This is a genomic window from Mycobacterium sp. (genome assembly GCF_019243155.1).
Taxonomy (GTDB): Bacteria; Actinomycetota; Actinomycetes; order Mycobacteriales; family Mycobacteriaceae; genus Mycobacterium.
This window is the reverse complement of the sequence record NZ_JAFAUS010000244.1, coordinates 1-20,273: the sequence shown is the minus strand read 5'-3', so window position 1 is coordinate 20,273 and position 20,273 is coordinate 1. Positions and strand designations below refer to the sequence as shown.

General features: G+C 65.5%; 18 protein-coding genes. 10 read left to right on the top strand and 8 right to left on the bottom strand.

Annotated elements, in window-relative coordinates:
* The 7 genes from JOZ00_RS12065 to JOZ00_RS12035 form a co-directional block, all read left to right on the top strand.
* A partial coding sequence (locus JOZ00_RS12065) for an AAA family ATPase (protein ID WP_293344114.1) occupies positions 1-778 on the top strand: 778 nt, incomplete at its 5' end.
* 163 nt (positions 779-941) lie between these two features.
* Positions 942-2,291, top strand: coding sequence for a type VII secretion-associated serine protease mycosin (gene mycP, locus JOZ00_RS12060; RefSeq protein ID WP_293344112.1), 1,350 nt, complete (start codon positions 942-944; stop codon positions 2,289-2,291).
* Between the two features lie 5 nt (positions 2,292-2,296).
* Positions 2,297-3,682 (top strand): type VII secretion protein EccE, encoded by a 1,386-nt coding sequence (gene eccE, locus JOZ00_RS12055; protein ID WP_293344110.1) that lies wholly within the window; start codon positions 2,297-2,299, stop codon positions 3,680-3,682.
* Positions 3,683-3,869: 187 nt separating this feature from the next.
* Entirely contained in the window at positions 3,870-4,232 is a 363-nt protein-coding gene (locus JOZ00_RS12050) for a YbaB/EbfC family nucleoid-associated protein (protein ID WP_293344108.1), read from the top strand.
* A 22-nt stretch (positions 4,233-4,254) separates the two neighbouring features.
* Complete coding sequence (locus tag JOZ00_RS12045) at positions 4,255-5,040, top strand: sulfotransferase (protein WP_366022304.1); 786 nt, start codon at positions 4,255-4,257, stop codon at positions 5,038-5,040.
* Positions 5,033-6,070 (top strand): glycosyltransferase family 9 protein, encoded by a 1,038-nt coding sequence (locus JOZ00_RS12040; RefSeq protein ID WP_293344106.1) that lies wholly within the window; start codon positions 5,033-5,035, stop codon positions 6,068-6,070. Before JOZ00_RS12045 ends, JOZ00_RS12040 begins: the two co-directional genes overlap by 8 nt.
* Before the next feature lie 7 nt (positions 6,071-6,077).
* Positions 6,078-7,715 carry a DUF4254 domain-containing protein gene (locus JOZ00_RS12035; protein WP_293344104.1) on the top strand — a complete coding sequence of 546 codons (1,638 nt, stop codon included), beginning with the start codon at positions 6,078-6,080 and terminating at the stop codon, positions 7,713-7,715.
* On the opposite strand, the gene JOZ00_RS12030 is transcribed toward JOZ00_RS12035, so the two are convergent.
* A complete protein-coding gene (locus JOZ00_RS12030; RefSeq protein ID WP_293344102.1) occupies positions 7,709-8,485 on the bottom strand; it encodes a hypothetical protein in 777 nt (258 codons plus the stop codon). The two genes, JOZ00_RS12035 and JOZ00_RS12030, sit on opposite strands and share 7 nt — an antisense overlap.
* A gap of 57 nt (positions 8,486-8,542) precedes the next feature.
* Here JOZ00_RS12030 and JOZ00_RS12025 point away from each other — a divergent pair, with 57 nt between their 5' ends.
* The 3 genes from JOZ00_RS12025 (at position 8,543) to JOZ00_RS12015 (ending at position 13,268) form a co-directional block, all read left to right on the top strand.
* Positions 8,543-9,256 carry an FkbM family methyltransferase gene (locus tag JOZ00_RS12025; RefSeq protein ID WP_293344116.1) on the top strand — a complete coding sequence of 238 codons (714 nt, stop codon included), beginning with the start codon at positions 8,543-8,545 and terminating at the stop codon, positions 9,254-9,256.
* A gap of 223 nt (positions 9,257-9,479) precedes the next feature.
* The gene (locus JOZ00_RS12020; protein WP_293344100.1) at positions 9,480-10,997 is read left to right on the top strand and encodes a hypothetical protein; all 1,518 of its coding nucleotides are present in this window, start codon (positions 9,480-9,482) and stop codon (positions 10,995-10,997) included.
* Between the two features lie 72 nt (positions 10,998-11,069).
* Positions 11,070-13,268 (top strand): hypothetical protein, encoded by a 2,199-nt coding sequence (locus tag JOZ00_RS12015; protein WP_293344098.1) that lies wholly within the window; start codon positions 11,070-11,072, stop codon positions 13,266-13,268.
* On the opposite strand, the gene JOZ00_RS12010 is transcribed toward JOZ00_RS12015, so the two are convergent.
* The 7 genes from JOZ00_RS12010 to eccCb all read right to left on the bottom strand — a co-directional run.
* A complete protein-coding gene (locus JOZ00_RS12010; RefSeq protein WP_293344096.1) occupies positions 13,269-14,024 on the bottom strand; it encodes a hypothetical protein in 756 nt (251 codons plus the stop codon).
* A gap of 12 nt (positions 14,025-14,036) precedes the next feature.
* Complete coding sequence (gene eccD, locus JOZ00_RS12005; protein WP_293344094.1) at positions 14,037-15,590, bottom strand: type VII secretion integral membrane protein EccD; 1,554 nt, start codon at positions 15,588-15,590, stop codon at positions 14,037-14,039.
* Positions 15,587-16,951, bottom strand: coding sequence for an AAA family ATPase (locus JOZ00_RS12000; protein WP_293344092.1), 1,365 nt, complete (start codon positions 16,949-16,951; stop codon positions 15,587-15,589). The genes eccD and JOZ00_RS12000 overlap by 4 nt, the downstream gene beginning before the upstream one ends.
* Positions 16,952-17,054: 103 nt before the next feature.
* A complete protein-coding gene (locus JOZ00_RS11995) occupies positions 17,055-17,342 on the bottom strand; it encodes a WXG100 family type VII secretion target (protein WP_293344090.1) in 288 nt (95 codons plus the stop codon).
* Positions 17,343-17,377: 35 nt separating this feature from the next.
* Positions 17,378-17,680: a WXG100 family type VII secretion target gene (locus JOZ00_RS11990; protein WP_293344088.1), complete on the bottom strand. Its 303-nt coding sequence runs from the start codon at positions 17,678-17,680 to the stop codon at positions 17,378-17,380.
* Positions 17,681-17,767: 87 nt separating this feature from the next.
* On the bottom strand, positions 17,768-18,985 hold the full coding sequence (locus JOZ00_RS11985) for a PPE family protein (RefSeq protein WP_293344086.1): 1,218 nt from the start codon (positions 18,983-18,985) through the stop codon (positions 17,768-17,770).
* 184 nt (positions 18,986-19,169) lie between these two features.
* The coding region (gene eccCb / locus JOZ00_RS11980; protein ID WP_293344084.1) for a type VII secretion protein EccCb at positions 19,170-20,273 on the bottom strand (1,104 nt) is incomplete at its 5' end.

The window sequence follows — 20,273 nt, the reverse complement described above, 5'->3', positions numbered from 1 at the left end:
GGTCGAGGGGCAAACCAATCACATGCTGCTCGGCGATCCGCAAGGTACCGGTAAGGCGACCCCGGCCGAGGCGTTGGGCAAGATCTACGCCGGCATGGGAATCGTGAGCCACCTCGAGCTTCGCGAGGTGCGCCGATCCGATTTCTGCGGTCACTTCATCGGGGAATCCGGCCCCAAGACCAACGTGCTAATCGAAAAGTCGCTCGGCCGGATCATTTTCATGGATGAGTTCTATTCGCTGGTCGAACGCCACCAGGATGGGACGCCGGACATGATCGGCATGGAGGCGGTCAACCAGCTGTTGATCGCCCTGGAAGCGCATCGCTTCGACTTCTGTTTCATCGGCGCGGGATACGAGGATCAGGTTGACGAATTCCTCACCGTCAACCCGGGTTTGGCGGGCCGGTTCAACCGCAAGCTGAGGTTTGAGTCCTATTCGCCATCCGAGATCGTGGAGATCGGCGACCGCTATGCGGCGCCACGCGCCAGTGTCCTCAACGATGCCGCACGCCAGACTTTTCTGGATGCGGCCACTGCGATTCGCAACTACACCACTCCCGGCGGGAGGCACGGCATCGATGCGATGCAGAACGGCCGGTTCGCCCGCAACGTCATTGAACGGGCCGAGGGTTTTCGGGACACCCGGGTGGTCGCGCAAAAGCGCGCCGGCCGGCCGGTGACGGTTGAGGATCTGCAGATTATCGCTTCGGACGATGTCGAGGCCGCGGTGCGCAGCGTGTGTTCGGACAACCGCGATATGGCCGCCGTCGTCTGGTAACGCCATCGCGAGGAAACCTGTTGGACACCAACAGTTTCAGTGGCATTCACTCCATCCGGCCCGCGGACCGAAAGTGTCCTCGGAGCAGCGGGATAAGCATAGGATGCAGCCGGGCGCTGAGTCCGTGATGATTGCTCTCGCTAGGAGAATGGAGTGTTCGGCTGTGCACCGTATTCTCCTGATCACGGTGACGATGACGCTCGTGCTGCTCACCGCACCGCCCGCCGTCGCGGTCGCGCCGCCCTCGATCGATCCCGGCGCTATGCCGCCCGACACCACGGGACCCGACCAGCCCCTCGAGCAGCGGCGCGTTTGCAAGGCGCCACTATCAGTGCCGGGCAACAACTTTCACGATCCTCCGTGGGCCAACGCATACCTGGGGATCGGCGCGGCGCAAAGATTCGCGACCGGTGCCGGTGTCACGGTGGCACTGATCGACACCGGGGTGGACGCCTCGCCGCGCGTCCCGGCGGAACCGGGTGGTGATTTCGTCGTCCCCGGGGGCAATGGGCTGGCGGACTGCGACGCGCACGGGACGCTGATCGCGTCCATCATCGCCGGGCGGCCCGCCCTGACCGATGGTTTCGTCGGAGTCGCGCCCGACGCGCGACTGATCTCCCTTCGCCAGACGTCGGAGGCCTTTGAGCCGAAAGGCAATCAGGCCAATCAAAACGACCCCAACGCATCGCCCGCCGCCGGTTCCGTCCGCAGCCTGGCCCGCGCGGTGGTACATGCCGCCAACTTGGGCGCGAGCGTCATCAACATCAGCGAAGCGGCCTGTTTCAAGGTGAAGAAGCCGGTCGACGAGTCCACGTTGGGTGCCGCGCTCAACTACGCCGTCAACGTCAAGAACATCGTGATCATCGCGGCGGCCGGCAACACCGGCGGCGATTGCACGCAGAATCCGCAGCCCGACCCGTCGCTGCCGAACGACCAGCGCGGCTGGCAGCAAGTCCAGACGATCGTCACCCCGGCGTGGTACTCGCCCTTGGTACTGGCCATTGGCGGCGTCGGCCAGAACGGGGCGCCGAGCCCGTTCTCGATGCACGGACCCTGGCTCGGCGCGGCGGGCCCGGCGGAGAACATCGTCGCGCTCGGACCCGAGGGCGAGCCCGTAGATGCGTTGCCGGGCAAGGACGGTCCGGTCCCGATCGCCGGGACGTCGTTCGCCGCGGCCTATGTGTCCGGGCTCGCCGCTTTGCTGCGGCAGCGGTTTCCCCACCTGACGGCGGCACAGATCATCAACCGGATCACCGCCAGCGCACGGCACCCCGGGGGCGACGTCGACAACGCCGTCGGCGCGGGCACCGTCGATGCGCTGGCGGCGCTGACGTGGGATATCCCTGCGGGATCGGCGACGGCGAACCCGCTCATCGTCAACCGGATTCACCCGCCGGCCCCAGTGCCGCGACCCGATCGGGGTCCGATCACCGCCGTTGTTGTGGGGGTCGTCGGCCTGCTGTTGGCGCTGGGACTCGCGTCGCTCGCCCGGCACGCCCTGCGGAGGCGCTGAGCACGATGGGCGGAGTGCGGTTACGGTTCACCAGCGGCCATGCGTTATGGGCGGCGGCGCTCGCCCCGCTGTGCATTTTGCTGTTCCTAGGAACCCGTTACGAATGGGCGGGACCGACCCTGGTCGCGGTGGCCGTGATCGTGGCCCTGGTGACCTTTCGCGGTCGGCGGCTGACGGGCTGGATCGCGGCGGCGTGTGCGTGGCTGGTGCGGCGCCGCAGGGTTCCCGACGTTCCCTCGGAGCCGGTTGTCGGCGTCACCGTCAAGCCGGGCGACCACGTCGCCGTGCGGTGGGAAGGCGAATTCCTGGTCGCCGTCATAGAACTCATCCCCCGACCGTTCACGCCGACGGTCATCGTCGATGGGCAAGCACATACCGACGATGTGGTGGACACCCGGTTGCTGGAAGAACTTTTGTCGGTCAACTGCCCCGACCTGGAAGCCGACGTCGTCTCGGCGGGCTATCGGGTGGGCAAGCCTGGACCGGCCGAGGTGATCAGCCTCTACGAGCAGGTGATCAACAGTGACCCGGCCCCCGCTTACCGCCGGACCTGGATCATGCTGCGCGCCGACCCGCAGCGCACCCGCGAGTCGTCGCAGCGCCGGGACGTCGGTGTCGCGGGCATGGTCCGCTATCTGGTGGCGTCGGCGACCCGCATCGCCGACCAGCTGGCCGGCCGGGGTATCGACGCGGTCTGCGGCCGCAGCTTCGACGACTACGACCGCGCCACCGAAATCAGCTTCGAGCGGGAGAAGTGGTCAAAAATCAAGGGCCACAGCAACTTCACCGCCGCCTACATCGCGCCTGGGGGACCGGACGTGTGGTGGTCGGTGCCGGCCGATCACACCATCACCCGGGTTCGGGTGCTTCCCGGGTTGACACCGCAGTCAACGGTGCTGCTGACCACACCGGAGAAGCCGAAGAAGCCGCGGGGGTTTTCCAAGTTGTCCGGCGGACAGCGCGCCGCGCTGCAAGGTCAGACCCTCGTCACCGATCGGCACTACCAGCTGCCGATCGGATCGGCGGGCGTGCTGGTGGGTGAGACGACGGCCGGCTACCCGGTGTACATGCCGTTCGACGACATCGACGCCAGCATCAACTTCGGCGACGCGCGCGCATTCATGCAATTCGCGGTGCGGGCCGCCGCCGCGGGTGGCATCGTCACCCTCGGTCCGCGATTCTCCGAATTCGCCGGGCTGATCGGCGCACACGTGGGCGCGGAGTCGAAGGTGGCCTGGCCGCACGCGACGACGTATCTGGGCCGGCACCCGGGGGTGGCGCGGGTGCTGCTGCGCCACAACGTCATTAGCACCCCGAGACATCGTCAGCTCCCGATCCGGCCGGTATCGCCGCCCGACGAGAGCCGCTACCAGAGCGCGCTACCTCGATAGAAAGAACGATTCGCGAACTTTTAGCAGTCGGTAGATGGCGCTTGGAGTCCGAGGCGGGCAATGATCCTGCAAGCGGTCGCCATCGGGCACCGGGCCACCTTAGACTGAGGATCCGCCTTCTCCACAGGCCTTTACTCCGTCAGGGCCATGCCGCTAAACCACCCCCGACACTGAGGATCTCACCGAAATGACAACCGATTCGCACCCGCAGATGGCTGCGGCGCTGGAAGAGTTCCAGAGGTTCAACGAGGTCCTCGAGGGCCAGATGCGGCGGAAGAGCACCGACTCCTTCACGGCCACCGACGAAGACCAAACGGTCGAAGTGACGATCAACGGCGACTCGTGCCTGATCGACATGCACATCGAAGCGGGCCTCCTCCGTCTGGGAGCGGAGACGGTGGAGCAGCGCATCAACGAGGCGCTGCTCAAGGCGCAGGCCGAGGCGGCCGCGAACTTCGAAGTGCAGTACGAGCAGTTGGTCGACTCGCTCGGCGAAATCGTTACTTCGCTGCAGAGCATCGTCGGCACGGGCGAAGCGAAGCCGCGGTAGTACCCGCGCAAAGCCGGCCGGAGTGCAACTGTTCGTCGTGGGGCCGCCCAGGTCTGGGATGACCATCGTCACTCAGTTCCTCAATGACCACAAGGACATCAAGATCTTCGACGAGATCGATCTGATTCAGGTCGGCAGATTCGGCGAGCCGGTGATCGGCACGCTACAAGCCTTCCTCGCTCATCGTGGTGTGTACGACGCCTACCTTCAAAGCGCCCGCGACACGCAAGACCCGGCTCTTGCGCTGCGGACGATCATGTCCCAGATCGCCCAACCGTGCACCATCTGGGGTGAGAAGAACCCGAGGTATGCCGCGCGACGTGCCGACCTCGAGCGGCGTTTTCCCGAGGCGATGGTGCTCTTCGTCCTGCGTGACCCGCGTGAGGTCGTGAATTCCTGCCTGCTGCATCAAAATTCACCCTCCCGGTCGCCAACCGATTTCTGGATCAAGGACACCGTGGCCGAGGCTTTGGCCCAGCTGGAGAGTTCCCTGGAGCCGCTGCACGCCGACGATCCCGAGCTTGCCGTGCTGCGGTACGAGGACTTCGTGGCGCGGCCCAAGGCGACACTCGATGCCACCTTGGGACGGTGGGGCCTGACATTCGCCGACGGTGCCGCGCAGCGCACGCTCGGCGCGCCCGAGACCGTCGGCGACCATCAGTTCTATCGGGACGGCGCGCCGTTGCCGTGGAAGGTTGGCAACCTGTCGCCCTTGCGTCAGACGCCGTCCACGCGCGACCGCGTCGACGCCGACGATCCGGTCTGGGCCCAGGTTGATGCGCTCGCGCGGCGGTTCGGATATGTCTGACGGGCTGCGCGATCTGCTGCGGGTGGCACGGCCCGCGGTATGTTTCGTGTCCAACATCGGCGACGCCGTGCTGACTCTGCCCACGGTGCGCGCATTGGGTGAAATGTTCACCGCCCCAATCACGTTGATCTGCCCGAAGGTCGTATATGACCTGTGCTTCAACGAGGTGAGCCATCGTCACGTCGACACCACGGGATTGCCGCTGACCGGGCCACATCCGTTGCCGGGGTCATCGCGCAGAACCCCCGATTACGACACCCTGGCGGACGATATCGGCGCGGTCGATGTGTTCATCGACACGCTGGCATGGAGTTCGTTGTCCGACATTGTCATTCGCCCTCTGGTGCATCGCCTTACGCCCGCGACGACCATCGGCTTTCCAACCGACCGTGCCTACGACATCGTCATCCACAGGGACGACCGTCACTCGGCCGACCTGATGTTCGGGTTCGCCCGCCTGTTTGATCCGGCACTGCGGATCGAGACGTATGCCCAACCGGTGCCCATCCCGCGGGCCGTACAGGAGAAGGCACGATCGGTGCGAGCCGCCGTACCGGCGGGGGCCAAAGTGCTCGTCGTGCACGCCGACACCGACTGGGCGGAGAAACGCTGGCCCGCAACCAGATTCATTGACCTGCTGGATCGGTTCTTGTTGCGTCACCGCGACTTCGTGGCCTGGGTTGTCGGGATGGGGCACGAGGAGCTCAACGTGGGGCGCGAGCGCGACCGCGTGTTTCCCTATCTCGGGCTTCCGCTCGATCTCGCCATGGGCATGGTAGCCAGCGCGGACCTTTTCGTGGGAATCGACTCCTGCATGCTGCACGCCGCCGATTTGGCGCGGGTCCCCGGTGTCGGGCTGTTCGGTCCCACGCGATCCGCCACGTGGGGCTTCAGGTTCACACCGCACCGGCACATCGATATGAGCACGATGGCTGACATCTCGGTGGACAACGCGCTCGCTGCACTGGAAAGTCTGGCCGGGGAATACGTGAGCCAAGGCAGCAATGCGGTTGAACCGCAGCGGGTTTAGGTAACAAATGAACGTGCTGAGCGAAATGACGGTACTGCAGAACGGGCACTCGATGAAAGTCGAGCGGGGCGGCCTCGACCATCTGCTACGTGCGCGCACACCCACGGTCTATTTCTCCACCCTCATCGGAGACTCCGTGCTGACCCTGCCGACGCTACGGGCGCTGAGTGAAATGTTCACCGTGCCATTGACTTTGCTATGCCCTAAGATCGCCTTCGACCTGTGCTTCCGGGAAGTGAGTTCGCGCCTGGTCGACATCACCGGGTCACCGCCAGTGGGCCCCTCGCTGGGGCCGTCGTCGAATCGCATCCTCGATTACGACGCGCTGGCATCGGAGATCGGCCCTATCGATCTTTTCATCAATGCGGTGCCGTGGGACGTACCGTCGAACGCATTCGCTCGTCCTCTTCGGCAACGCCTGGCGCCGACGACGAGCATCGGATTCCCCAACGGTGACACCTACGACGTCGTGATCCCCAGGGATGTACCACATTCGGCCGACCTGACCTTCAAGTTGGCGCGGCTGTTCGACCCGTCCGCACGGATCGAGACGTATGCGCAACCGGTGCGCCTCTCACCGTCCGTGCTCGAGGATGTCCGAGCGATGCGTGCCGCCCTGCCCTCGGGTGCCAAGGTGCTCGCAATGCACGCCGACACCAGCTGGGCGAAGAAGCGGTGGCCGGTTACCAGGCTGGTCGATCTGTTGGACCGGTTTTTGTCGCGTCATCGCGACTTCGTCGCCTGGGTTGTCGGGATGGGGCACGAGGAGCTCAATGTGGGGCGGGAGCGCGACCGCGTTTTTCCCTTTCTCGGTGTCCCACTCGACCTGGCGATGGGCATGGTCGCCGACGCCGACCTGTTCGTGGGTGTCGATTCGAGCATGCTGCATGCCGCGGATCTGGCGCGGGTTCCCGGCGTTGGCCTGTTCGGGCCGACGCGGTCGCAGACATGGGGATTCAGATTCGCGCCGCACCGGCACGTCGATATGAGCACGATGGCGGAGATCACCGTGGACGAGGTGCTTGCAGCGTTGGAAGACCTCGTCTCGTCGCAACGCCGAGAAGCGTTGCCTACTACAGAACTTCACGATCCACCGGGTACGGATCTGCTCTCCGCCGTGGGGCGGTTCCATGACACCGCGCTGACGTGGCACCACGAAGAACCGGCAACGGAACCGAAAGGCGACAGCGTCGCCGCGAAGGTGCTACAGCTGCACGCGATGAACTTCCACCTTTGGCATCAGGAAGACGCCGTGCGCCGACTCGGCGTCAGCGACCACGAGGTGGCGGATCGAAAACGACGCATCGACGACCTGAACGCGCGGCGCAACTCGGTGATCGAAGACATCGATGCGACGCTGCTCGCTCGACTGAACCCGGATGGCGGCGCACCGCTGTCCACCGAAACGCCCGGGACCATCGTCGACCGGCTTTCCGTTCTCGCACTGCGGATCTTGCACACCCATCGAGCCGCGCGTCCGGCCGGTCATCTCACGGTGCTCGAAGAGCAGTACGACGACCTGTCGCGCGGTCTCGAGCAGTTCCTTACCCGCATGCGAAACGGTGAAATCCGGTTCAAGCTCTACCGACAGTTCAAGTCCGCGAAACCCCGAAGTTACTGTGCCCTGTTCTTTGACAGTCAGTAGGCCGCGGAATCCCACCAGGCCTCCCAATCCAGATACGGGTCCTTGTGCTCCTCGTGCTGAAGGTGCAGTGCCAGCGACGGTATCGGGGTGAACAGCGAAACCTGCTCCCGCCAGATCCGGTTGATGGTCGAAGCCTCGAAGATGTGCTGCTGCTGTCCGTAGGGTGTGCTCGAATATCGCGCTAGCCGTTCGAAAAGCTCCCAGTTCCTGTGTAGCGTTTCTGTTTCCACCCAGCACGTATTCGTGGTGTGGGTATTGGTGCGCCAGTGTCTTTTCGTGCCGTACACCACACGACAGTTCTCTTGGCTGAATATCGGGCTCCAATAATTCTTTGGGTCGTCGAACGGGTGCAGCGCCACCTCTCGTCCGCCGAGTTTCTCCCGGAACAACGGGTGGGCCTCCAGCATCTCGGGGATGGCCGACGAAGCATGCAGGTAATCGTCTTCGACGAAGTAGACGAGCTCACGAGCCTCCTCACGCGCAGTGGAGAAGGAGGCGAGACACGAGGCGTTGTAGCCCTTGTCGCGCAGTGTCATCATTTCGGTTGGGTACCTGCACTTTTCGAGTATCCGCCGCAACACGCCGACCGTCTCGGACGATGAGTGATCGTCGAAGACGCGCAAGACGATGTCGCCCTCGGCCTGGTTGATGGAAGCGACGAGCGATTGCGTGCAGCGAAGCATGATTTCACTCTTGGGGGCGTCGACGTATCGAGATGCACCGTGCCCGCTTACACCGGAATGCGTTTGCAGGTGAATGTCGAGTTTCATGCCGCTGGCCAGCTTAGCGTCTTGGTCCTTAATGCGTGTTAGTGTCATCGAGTGGGTCTGTATTGGTTCACGAATCAGCCCGATAATGCAGTGCGGCGCTACTATTCGGAATCGGACTGGAAGCGCAATTTCGTGACCGAGCTCGAATCCCGCCGGGTCGACGTCGTCTTGGATGTCGGCGCCAATTCGGGACAATTCGCCACCGGCCTGCGCCGGGCGGGCTTCGGCGGCCGCATCGTTTCGTTCGAACCTCTGTCGGCGCCGTTTGCCGTGCTGGAGCACACGGCCTCGGCGGATGCGCGTTGGGACTGCCGGCGCTGCGCGCTGGGGGATTGTGATGGAACGGTCTCGATGAATGTCGCGGGCAACGCCGGGGAGAGCAGTTCGATTTTGGCGATGCTGAAAACCCACGAGGACGCGCTGCCCCATGCGGGTTTCATCGGCACGCAAGACGTTACGATCCGCCGGCTCGATTCGCTGGCGCCGGAAGTCCTGCGGCGCAATGACGTGGCCTTCTTGAAGCTTGACGTTCAAGGCTTTGAAAAACAGGTGATCGCCGGCGGTCGGACCACGGTCGGCGAGCGCTGTGTCGGCATGCAGATCGAACTGTCTTTCGCGCCATTGTACGAAGGCGGCATGCTGGCCCAACAGGCTTTCGACCTGCTGCATTGCCTGGGCTTCACGCTCAGGGGATATGTCCCCTTCTTCGTCGATGTGCGCAGCGGTCGCGTCCTGCAGGCCGACGGGATCTTCTTCCGGGCCGACTGCTAGACAGTCACTAAAAGCCGTGCGATGCAACGCAGTCGCTGTACATAGCAAGCCGCAAATTAGCGCGCGTGGGGGTGCTGTTGGTGCATTACGATTGCACTCGGTAGCGGTTCATCGACCGCTGCTCTCGCTCGTTTGGCCCGTACTCAGGGACACCGCCGGTGGACCTCCGGAGCTGCGAAGACCGTTACGAGATAGCGCTTGCGCACAGGGAGAACAAGCCGTTATGACACAGACGCTGAAGGTGGAATACGAAGAACTCATCGCACGCGCTGCTGAATTGGAGCGACCGCTCCCGACCATCCCGCCGACGAATCCACCCGGGCCGTGTGCCCTGTCGTTCGTCAACGACGCTGCTACTCAAATCGCACTCTCCGCCGACTCGATGCGCCTTTACCTCAAAGCGGTCGAGCGGGAATGGAAAACCCTCGCGAAATCGCTGCGGAACGCGGCCAAGGCCTATGAAGAGGTCGATGAGGGGTCGGCCGAGGCCATCAACAACGAAGGGTCCGTGGGCGCTGCCGGCGTGGGCGGAGGCGACGAGATGTCGGCCTTCTGCGATCCGGACGAGGATTTCGGCGGTTACCTGCCACCGCCACCGCCACCACCCCCGCCGTTTCACTACCCCTACTACGAGGTCAGGCAGGCGGCGACGGACATCGAATCCGGTGATCAGGGGGTGGGATTCAAGACGTTTGCGACGGATTGGGACACGTTCCAGCGGGATTTTCAAAAGGAGACCCAGCGGTTCCGTCCCTTCACCAGCTGGGAGGGGGTGTCATGTCAGCTCGTCGAGTCGAATTTCGAGCTGCAGCGCCAGTGGATCTATTCGATGGTGGAATTGTGCACGACGCTGAGCAGACAGGCGAAGAAGGTCGCTGAAGCGCACAAGAAGGCCAGGGTCATCGGGCAGCGCTCCACGTATGGTTCCGACGGAAACTGGTCGGTGCCCGCCGAGCACCCGACGACCTACGAAGTCTCGCAATGCGATTACTGGTACAAGTACTACACGCAAACTAATTCCTATTACAAATACATGGCTGTCGACTGGTATGAGCGCCTACAGTCGAAATCGGAGTCGGCACTGAGTCTTTACGTCTCCAACGCCTCCCTACCGCTGTCTCCGGTCAATCCGAAAGTCCCGCAGAAGGGGACGGTGATCGAGCCGCCGCCGGTGCCCCCCAACCCGAATGACCCAAACAACCCGAACGATCCCAACAACCCGGACATCCCCGGCGGCCTCGAGCCCGAGATCCCGGATCCCTTCGATGACGGCAGCCTTCCGGACCCGACGAACATGCCCAGCACGCCGACGGCCGGCATGCCGATGACGCCGACGACGGGAATGGATAACGCGGCCCTCAACGACAAGCTGAAAGACGCGTTGAAGGGTGGGGCAGGCCTGGGCGCCGGGGTCAAACCGGCGTCACTGGGTGGCGGCGGTGGTGGCGGGGGCGGGATGCCGTCGGTGCCGTTGCAGCCCGCGGTCGACGCGGGAGCGGCCGCGGGACCCGCCGCGGCCGGCGCAGGAACCGGCGGTGCCGGCCGCGGGGTGCCGGGCGTCGGCGGCGCGATGGGTGGTGGCATGGGTGGCGGCATGCCGATGGGCGGCGGACAGGGACAAAAAGACGCCGGCAAAGGCAAACGCGTGCAGTCCGAAGACGAGTCGCTCTACACCGAAGAGCGGCAATGGACAGAGGGTGTCATCGGCAATCGCCCGCGCAAGGCGGGTCCCGAGAAGTGAGCGCACCTTTTCCCAGTCAGGTTGTCTCGTAGTCGATTACGCGTCGCGCCAGCGGACGGAAGGGAGTAGGCGATGAACATCGCCAAGCCGACGGGTCGCTACGCCGAACAGATGCTCGCGCCGGGCGGGTGGCCGGAGCTCAATGAGGGCGCCCTGTACGACCGGGCCGACGAATACACCGAAGTCTTGCGGCGGGTCACCGAGATTCTCGAAAGTTGCCGGCACCAACAGAGCGAGATCTTCGACGGTGGCGCCTGGTCCGGGAGCGCCGCCAATGCCGCCAACGGCGAACTCGACACGGACATCGGCGAGTTGCTGACGTTGCAGAACGGCTTGGCCACCGTCGTCACCTGGGAGAGGTATGCCGCGCTGTCGGTCGTGCAGGCCAAGTCCGACATCTCCGACAACGTGGAACTTGCGCACCAGCGGATCACTGTGCTGGAAAGGGATTCCACGCTCGATCCCGCCGAGCGGACCACCGCGATCAACAGTGTGGTCATGGCGACGTATGGGGCCAACATCGGCGTGATGGAAGGCACCGCGGAGCGGATTCTGGCGAGCAAGGCCTGGAAGCCACCGAGCAATGCCCTCAGGGATCTGCTCGACCAGAAGACCCCGCCCCCGCTCACCCTCCCCGGTTCCACGCTTCCGGTACCGCCCGTCGAGGGGGACCGTCCGCCTGATGAGCGCCCCGAAGACGGCACGCGGCCCGGGCCCACCGAACCGACGCCGGTAACCCCGCCGCCGGTGATACCGGTGAATCCCACACAGCCACCACCGATTTCACCGACGCCGAGCCTTCCGCCGACTCCGGGTGCACCTCCGACGGCCGGACAGCCGCTCACGCCCCCTCCCGGAATGCCGGGCCCGGCGGTGCCGGGCACCCCGGGCGCTGGAGCGGGAATGCCTCCGGGCGCGGGAGCCGGGCCGGGACCCGGTGCTCCGTTGGGGCCGGCCGCTCCCGCGGTGCCGCTGAGCCCCGCGGCGGCGGCCCCGTCGCCCGGCGGGACCGGCAAGGGGATGGCCCCGGCCTCGGCGAAGTCGCCGTCATTGGGGTCGCGCGCGGACGAATCATCGACGGCGGCAGCGCCTGCCGGCGCGGCGGCGATGCCTGCTGCGCCGATGGGAGGCGGAGCCTCCGCCGGTTCGAGCGGTTCGGGAGGGCGCTCGGCCGCACCGGTCGGACAGAAACCGCCCAGCACCGCACCCTCGACGCGACCGGCCGCGGCCACGCGCGCGACGATGCGCCCAGCCCCCGCCACGCAGTCGAAGTCGACCGACCCCGACGATTCCGCGGAAGACGTACCGGTGCCGCCACCGATCATCCCGGTTTCGGCGGCGCGGGCCGAGCGCGACGCCATCGCCGAAGCGGCCACCGCGGAGGCGACACGTCGCCAAGGGGGTGGGAGCGATCCGCTCACGCTGGCACGGCGCATCGCTGCGGCGCTGAATGCGCCGGGCGGTGGCGGCGGGGGAGACCTGGGCTTCTTCTGGGTGACCGCGTTGACCACCGGCGGCGCGATCGTGGTGGCCAATAGCTATGGGCTGGCCTATATCCCGGACGGCGTGCAGTTGCCGGAGCAGGTGAACATGGCCAGTGCCGACGAGGCGATCCCGGCCGTTGAGCGGGCGCGCTGGGCCACCTACCCGGTGCTGGCCGTGCAGGGCTGGGCCGAACACCACAACACGAAGCTGCGGGCGGTCATCGCCACCGAGGAGCAGTTGGCGAATTCCGATCCCGGCGCGGCCAAGATCGTGTTGAAGCCGGACGACATTCCGGCGACCGGAGTCATGCAAGGCCGATCCCGCTTACAGGTGGTGGATCCGTCGGCGGCGGAACGGTTGGCGGCCACCGACGATGGACGTCTGATCGACCTGTTACCGGCGGCACCCGTGGCCGCGGCCGATCCACGCCCCACCTCCGAGGTGACGGATTCCGATGCGGCGGTCCACCTGGCAACGGCCGTAGCTACCGGTACCGTCGACCCGCAACAACTGCTGACCGCGCTGCCGGCGGAGGCCGGACCGGCGACCGATGACCGCGCGATGTTGTGGTTCTCCGTGGTGAAACCGTTGGCCAGCAAGGCCGCCGGCCGCTCAGCCGCACATCTGCGGGCGTTTCACACCTACGCGGCTCACGCCGCGGAAGTCGTTCTGCGCGAGGCGCATACCGAAGTGGACCTGGCCGCTCAGCGCTCCGCAGTCGCTGACTGGCTGTACTGGAAACACCTCAACGCACTACTCGATGCGGCCCTCAACGGGGCCGCCTGATCAGAGCTGAATCTGAGAGCGTGCGGGCTCTGGTCGGTTCGGAGTAGTCGGCGGCGTCGCAGGCGCGCGCTCCATTTCTCGGCCGCCGGCCGCGGCGCCTTCGGTAAGCGGGTCAGGACCGCGTCCCTCCTCCTGATCCACCAATTGTGCTTCCTCAGTGGTTGATTGCGCGGTGTCGGTGGCGTCGTCGGCGAGCTGCGCAGGCGTTGCCCCGCTGTTTCCGGCGGCCTGCTGGACGCTCGACATGATCGATTGCAGTTGTTGCGTAACGGGATTCAGCGCCTGCGTCAGACCGCTGAGCTGCCCGAGCGAGGAGTTGATCTTGTCATAATTCGGTATCGTCTTGTCGGGCTCCGGCTCCGGCTCGGGCTTGGGTGCGCCCGGCGTCTCATCGCCTTTCGACTCGTCCGCGGCTGGTCCCACCGACTGAGCCGCTGAGCCGCCCACCGTCGTCCCCTGGGGGGCCGACAGCAGCTGGACGTTACCGACGCGCTCCCCCAACGCCTGATCGGTCTCGACATACAACGCGGCGGCGGTGACGATGCTCGAGCCGGTCTGTTTGATCGCTGCGTTGACCGCGGGCAGGCCCTCAATCACGGGTGATTCGATGATCGGCAACGTCACGTTGATCGCCGCGGACACCGCGTCCGCACCGGGCGCGGACAGCGACGCGGGAGGCACGGGAAAAGCCAACGCCTGCAGGGTATTTCCGGCGGCCTTCAACCGGGAAGGATCAACCAGCAGCGGTTCGGTCATGGCTTGATCCCTTCAGAACTGAATATTGCGGACCGTGTCGTAGACGCCGGTGATCCAGAGCAGCATCGGAATGATCGCGGCCACCATTGTTCCGTCCAACAACTCGAGAATCCGTTTGGTCACCGGGGAGATGCGGCGGACCCCGACCGTCGCCGCCACCACCGCGATTGCGATCAAGCAGGCCAGCAGGAAAATGGTCAGAACAAGCCAGGCCTTGTGCGGGTACCAAAGGCTCAACCTGGCCGCCACTCCCGTCGGAATCGCCACGGCCGCCGCGAGCAGGGCCCACGCGCACCAACGTTCCGCGTAGAGCCGCGACCTGAACGCGCAGGCGGATGTGACCAAGCCGGCCACCACGAGGCTGTGCACGAAGAAGTGTCCACGCACGATCACCGCGATGGTTCCGGCCGTCAAAATAAGGGAGCCGGCCACCACGAAACCGGCAAGCAGCTGTTTGGCCAGCCTGCTGCGCTCGGTGAGCCGGATGGCAGAGTCGGGCACCGACGCAATGATCGCCTGCCAGGTCCGCGTCTCGCCCTCGGCATCGGCATCTTGGCCCGTGACGGGATCGAGCAATTCCTCGTGTTCGACGGCCTCGCCGGGAGCGGGAATGGGCGGCAGGGCGATTCGCGCGACGGCGACGGTCAGCTTGGCCGCGTTCGTCACGACGAAGAGGCCGAACAAGACCGCACCGGCCGGAACCCATTGCCGCCAGCCATAACCTAAGGCGATCGCCGCCAGGGTCACCGCAATCGCAGTGACGACGGCACACGAGGCGAGCTCGAATCGCCGGCGGGGGCCGCCGCGCGCCAGCAGCGTCAAAAACAAAACGGTCGCGGCCGCGGCGGCGAGCTGAGGAGCGCCCAGTGAATCGACAGGATGCGGCCGCGGCACGGCCAGCGCGACGCCAACCGTGGTCAGGGGGTAAGCCGCCGCGAGCAAGCTCTCTGAGAGGTCCGCGTTCCGGTAGAACCTGTTGGCGGCCCAGCTTCCAGCGAGCCCGATCACGCCCCCGACGCCCAGCCCCAGCGCCCACCACAGGTGGCGTCCGGTGTGCTCCCAGGTCAGTGCCGCGATCACGACGATCACCACGACCACGGCCGGGATAGCCACCGCGACAAGCCGATTCAGTGCCGACCGGTCGAACTGTGGCGATTCGTCGAGCACCGCGATGGCGTCGATGACGTCCTCGACGAGCGGACGGTATCGCTCCGTCCGGCTCACAGACACCAGCGTCAGCAGCGATCCGTCGACGACTCCGGCGTCATCGAGGGATTGGTCGGCGCTGAGCGGCGGGGCTCCCGGCCGCGCGAACGTCCACGAACCCTGCGCCGAAAAGTCGAAGCCGCTCAAGACTTCCGGGGGTGTGTCGGCCAACAGGTCGGCCAGCACCGCCATGGTGTCGTCGACGTAGTTCTCGATGGGTGCCGCCGAGGGCAGTACGACGTCGGTCATCCGCCGCCCGGTGAGAACGGTCACCCGGGTGGTAGCCGGCTTGGCGGGAGTTGTTGCGACGGCCGGCGCGGCCGACGTCGCGGCGGCTGCGGTGGCGGTCGGCGCGCTCAACGACTTTCACCCCTGTCGAAATCGTCGGACAGTGCTGCGGCTAGCTCGATAATCCTACGTCGGTAACCGGCACTGAGCAGGTCGAATTGAATTTCGGTTCCCGCCGCGATGTGTTCGTCCCATGGGAGGACGATCACCCGTCCGGGCTGAACACGCTGTCGGAAATGTCGCACAAATTCGTCCACCGCCTTCGTGGATTTCCCCGGCACTATCTGGCTGATCACCACACAGGCGCGACTGAGCAGATCCAGATAACTGTTGTTGCGCAACCAGTCGAGCGCGACCGTGGCCTGTCGGGCGCCGTCGATCGAGGCACCGGATGTGATGACCAATCCCGATGCCGCCGCGAGCACGCCACGTGCGGCCGGACCGAACAGGTCGGTCCCGCAGTCGGCAAGCACCAGGTTGTAGTACCTCGGCACCGTGGCCACGGCGCGTGTCCACTCCTCTTCGGTCAAGGACGGAAAGGCTCCGTTGTAGTCAGCCGCGGCAAGCACTTCGAGGCTGACGGCGTTCATGCTGGTGTGCGCTCGAATGTCGTTGTAATGCGACAGCGCTCGGTTGGCCACCAGATCCGCGACGGTTGCAGGGGTCTGGCGCCCCACCCGCTCACCGAGGTTTCCGGAAATCGGGTCCGCGTCGATGGCCAGGATTCTGTCGCCGCGCACGTGAGCGAACGCCGAACCCAAGGCGGCCGTCAGAGACGTCTTGCCGGCGCCGCCCTTGAGGCCCAGCACCCCGATCTCGTAGGAACCGCGGATGCCGCGGCGAATCCGGTTCTGCAGTTCGATCTCGTATTTCTCGTTGCGTGAGAGACCGACGTTGATGCGCGTCGTGGCATGGAGCCACCGTCGCCAGCCGCGCCGCGACACCATGCGACCGGCCGGCTGGGCGGTGCTCGAGGTGGAACCCTGGGCCGCCAGGACCGGCTTCTCGCGTCGATCCGCTCGTTGATCTGGCCGCTGCCCGGAGGCCGTGGCGGGCCGCGTCGCCGGCGGCGTTGGCGACCCCGGCGTCTGCGGGGGCGCCTTCAAAGGCACCGATCTGGCGGCGGGTTTCGGACTGCCCTGTTGGGCACGATGACTGTGTTGCGACTTGATGCGATTACCCAATTGATAATCAGGAGTTTCGCTTTGGCTCTGGCGCGCGTGACGGGCACGACGCGGGGCCGGGGCATGGCCGTTGGGGCGGGGTGCAACCTCGACCGGCATCGGTGGTCGTTGCGGTCGGGGCGGTTGGGGTGGGTTCGCGAACACCGGTGGCACCGGCGGCGCACCGTCGAGGTCGTAGTCCGCGTAGGCACCGGCCTCGTCGTCAGGGCCCTCAGGAGACAGGAAGAGCCGGTCGTAATCGGCCGCCATCAAGGCCTCTCAGACATGCGTCCGAGCATGCAGGTACGAGACGAGGCGAGGTCTTCCGCCAGGTTGAACTCGCCCAATCTCGTGCCTCGTTGTTCTTCGCTGGTTATGAGAACATGCCCGTGACGCCGGATTCGGTTTGGCTCATCGCCTGGCCGGCTTCGGAAATGCGCTGCGCCAAGTTCTTCAGTGCGTCGTTGAGCTCCGCGGAGCTCTCGTCCCAACGCTGCTGGACGGCCTGGTAGGCCTCCGAGCCGCTGCCGCCCCACGCCGAGGCAAGCTTGGCAAGCGAGCTCTTGCCCTCGTCGAGAAGGCTCTGGGTGGTCTGCACGGCTCCCTGAATGGCGCCCGAACCGGCCTCGATGCCGGCGAAATTCCATGACTGTTCGCTCATGTCGTGTGCTCCTTTCTATGTCAGGTATTCGGGGATCAGAAGTTCATCTGCGACGACAGCGAGCTGGCCTGATCGTCGTCAGCCTTCGAGTACTCGATGCCGGCACCGTGAATGTTGTTGGAAATGTCGCCAAGTGCCTTGATCTGCGCCTGGCCCGCCTCGTGGAAGCGCGCCAACGCCTGCTGCGCCGCCGTACCGGCCTGACCCTGCCAGTGGCCGGCCAACTCGCCACCGGTCGACTCGACCTGCCCGATGACCTGCTGGAGCTCGCTGGAGATCCGGTCAAAGTTACTGGCCTCGGCGCTGAGGGTAGCGGCGTCGGTTCTCATCTCTGCCATGTTCGCTACTTTCTGTGCTGCTCGTCCTCGCCAATTGATGGCAAGTCTTCCGGCCCGGTCGGCCGGGAAGTCTGAACCTGTTGCGGCTCACCAGTCATCGTCTTCGTGGTCCATTTCGTCGTACGCGTGCTCGTCCCGGGACTCGGTCGCCACCATCGCCGGTGCGGCCAATCCCGGTCGCGCCGCGCCGCCGAGTTGTCCGCCCTGGCCGGCCATGCCCAGCGGGGCGGCGCCCCCGGTCGCCGAGGAGCCGGCTGCTGCGCCGGCCGGCGCAAGGGCCTGCGCGGGCTTTTCGATCAACTGGCTCAGCATCGATGTGCGCGACGCCGCTCCGCCGGCACCGGGCAGCGCTTCGGAGTGCATCAGCCCAAGACCCACGCTAGGACCGGATCCACCGGCCAGCGGGTGGTTGGACAGCGGACTCGCGCCGAGCAGGCCCAGCTGTCCTGCCTCGCTGTCGCCTGCGTCAACCGGGTTGTCGCCCAGAGGATTATCGACACCGTCGCCCATGCCGCCGGACTGGCCGGCCAGCGACGTCAACTGCTGCAGCGGCTGCATCAGCTGCTGCATCGGCCCGCCCAGCTGACCGATCTGTCCGAGGTAGGGCGCAATCTGCTCTACCGGGGGAACCACGATGTCGGGATCGGGTATGGGCGCCGGCGCGGGAATGTCCTTTTCTATCTCTTCCGACAGCATCCGCAACACCCGGGGTGTCGCCTCGGTAGCGCCGGCCGTGAGCCTTCCCAGCGCCTCGGTCGCCACTGCCTCGCCCACTCCGGGTTGCACGATCGGCTTCGCCGGGGGCATCGGCTCGAAAACCGTGTTCGCCAAAGTTTCCGCCTGGTAGACGTCCATGGCGACAGCGGCCTGGTTCCACATGCGAACGAAGTAGTCCGTTTCGTTGAAGCCGATCGGCACCATGTTGATACCGAGGAAGTTGGTGGCGGTCAGCACCGCGTGAGTGATGTGGTTGGTAGCGATCTCCGGCAGCGACGGCGTCGTCGCCAACGCCGCCAGGTATGCCGCTGCCTGTGCCGTGGCCCGGGCGGCGCGCTGTTGCGCTTGCTCGGCCGCGGTGTGCAGCCACGCCACCATCGGTGTGGCTGCGGCGATCGCGCGCTCGCTGCTCACGCCCGTCCACACCGCATTGAGAGATGCCAGGGCCGCGGCCAATTCGATGGCCTGCGCCTCCAGGGACGCGGCCAGGGCTTCCCAGCCCGCGGCAGCCTGCAGCATCGGCGCCGGACCCGCTCCGATCATCAACCGGGCGGTGTTCAGCTCCGGTGGCATTGCATGCCACAACATGTCTACCGGTCTCCAAATTTGTCGAATTGTCGGGCGTAAGTGGTCTTTTACGAGCAGTTGAATTGCGCTTTGATTGGCGAGGCGAAGTTGATGCCGTCCCTAAAATTCTCGTGAACATAAATGAAATGCCATGTGAAACAGATCAATTCGCGTTATGACACAAAGCGGTAGCGACGCGCCAATCTTAACTGCCCTGTGGCGCTTCCGGATGCAGTTCTTCTGGGGGATCGATATAGGCGGCTTGGATCACCTCCTTGCCCTCTGGAGCAACCAGGAAAGCCTGACCCGGGGGGCGGCGCTTGACCTGAATGTCCCGCGATGGGAAATCCTGCTTGTCGCCCGAAAGGAATAAGGTCGGCGATCCCGCACCGAAAGCGGCGCCAACGAACTTGTCCATTGTCGCCTTGTAGGCGTAGCTCATCTGGCAGGTGACGATGATATGCAGCCCGATGTCGCTGGCCGCCGGCAACAGAGGTGCGAGCGGCCCCATCGGAGGCATGCCGCCGGCAGCGGCAACGATCATGTGCCAGTCGTCCACCAGGAGAACGACATCGAACCCCGTCCACCACGAACGCGCCCGCAACTGCGCGGTCGTCAGGTCGGCGGGCGGCAATCGCTTCTTGAGGTTGGCCGCCAACGCTTTGATGGCTTCGTCGAGCGTGGTGCTGTTGCGGTTGATCGCGCCGGCATCGAGCAGATGACTGTCCGGCACCGCGTCCAGCAGGCCGGACCGGTAGTCGGCCAACATGAACCGAACTTGCTGGGGGCTGTTGCGGGCGCAGATGGCGCGCGCGATCGCATGCGCGGTACGGGTTTTGCCGGACTTGGCCGCACCGAAGATCAGCAGGTGCGGGCTCGAGTACATGTGGGCGTACGCCACGGACAGGTCCGCCTCTCGCACCCCGATCGGGATCGTCCAGCGGGTGCGGTAGTCGGAGTCCGGGCCGGGCGGGTTGGGATCGAGCTCGTGCAGGTGGATCCGTTCCGGCAGGACCCTGACCCGCGGCGCCCTGTCGATGTGTTGGGCCGCAACCTGATTGACGACCGCCGTGATCGCCTCGACCAAGTCGTTCGCGCTGTGCATGCCATCGAACCTGGGAACGCCGATCATCAGATGGTGCTTCTCCACCGACATGGCGCGGCCGGGGCGATTGGCCGGGATGTCCCGGGTGGCGCGGTCGATCTGGGTGTCATTGACATCGCCGAGCCGGAACTCGATCTTGGTGCCGAGGTAGTCACGGACGCGCGACTTCAGTTCCGTCCAACGCGGAGTGGTGATCACCGTGTG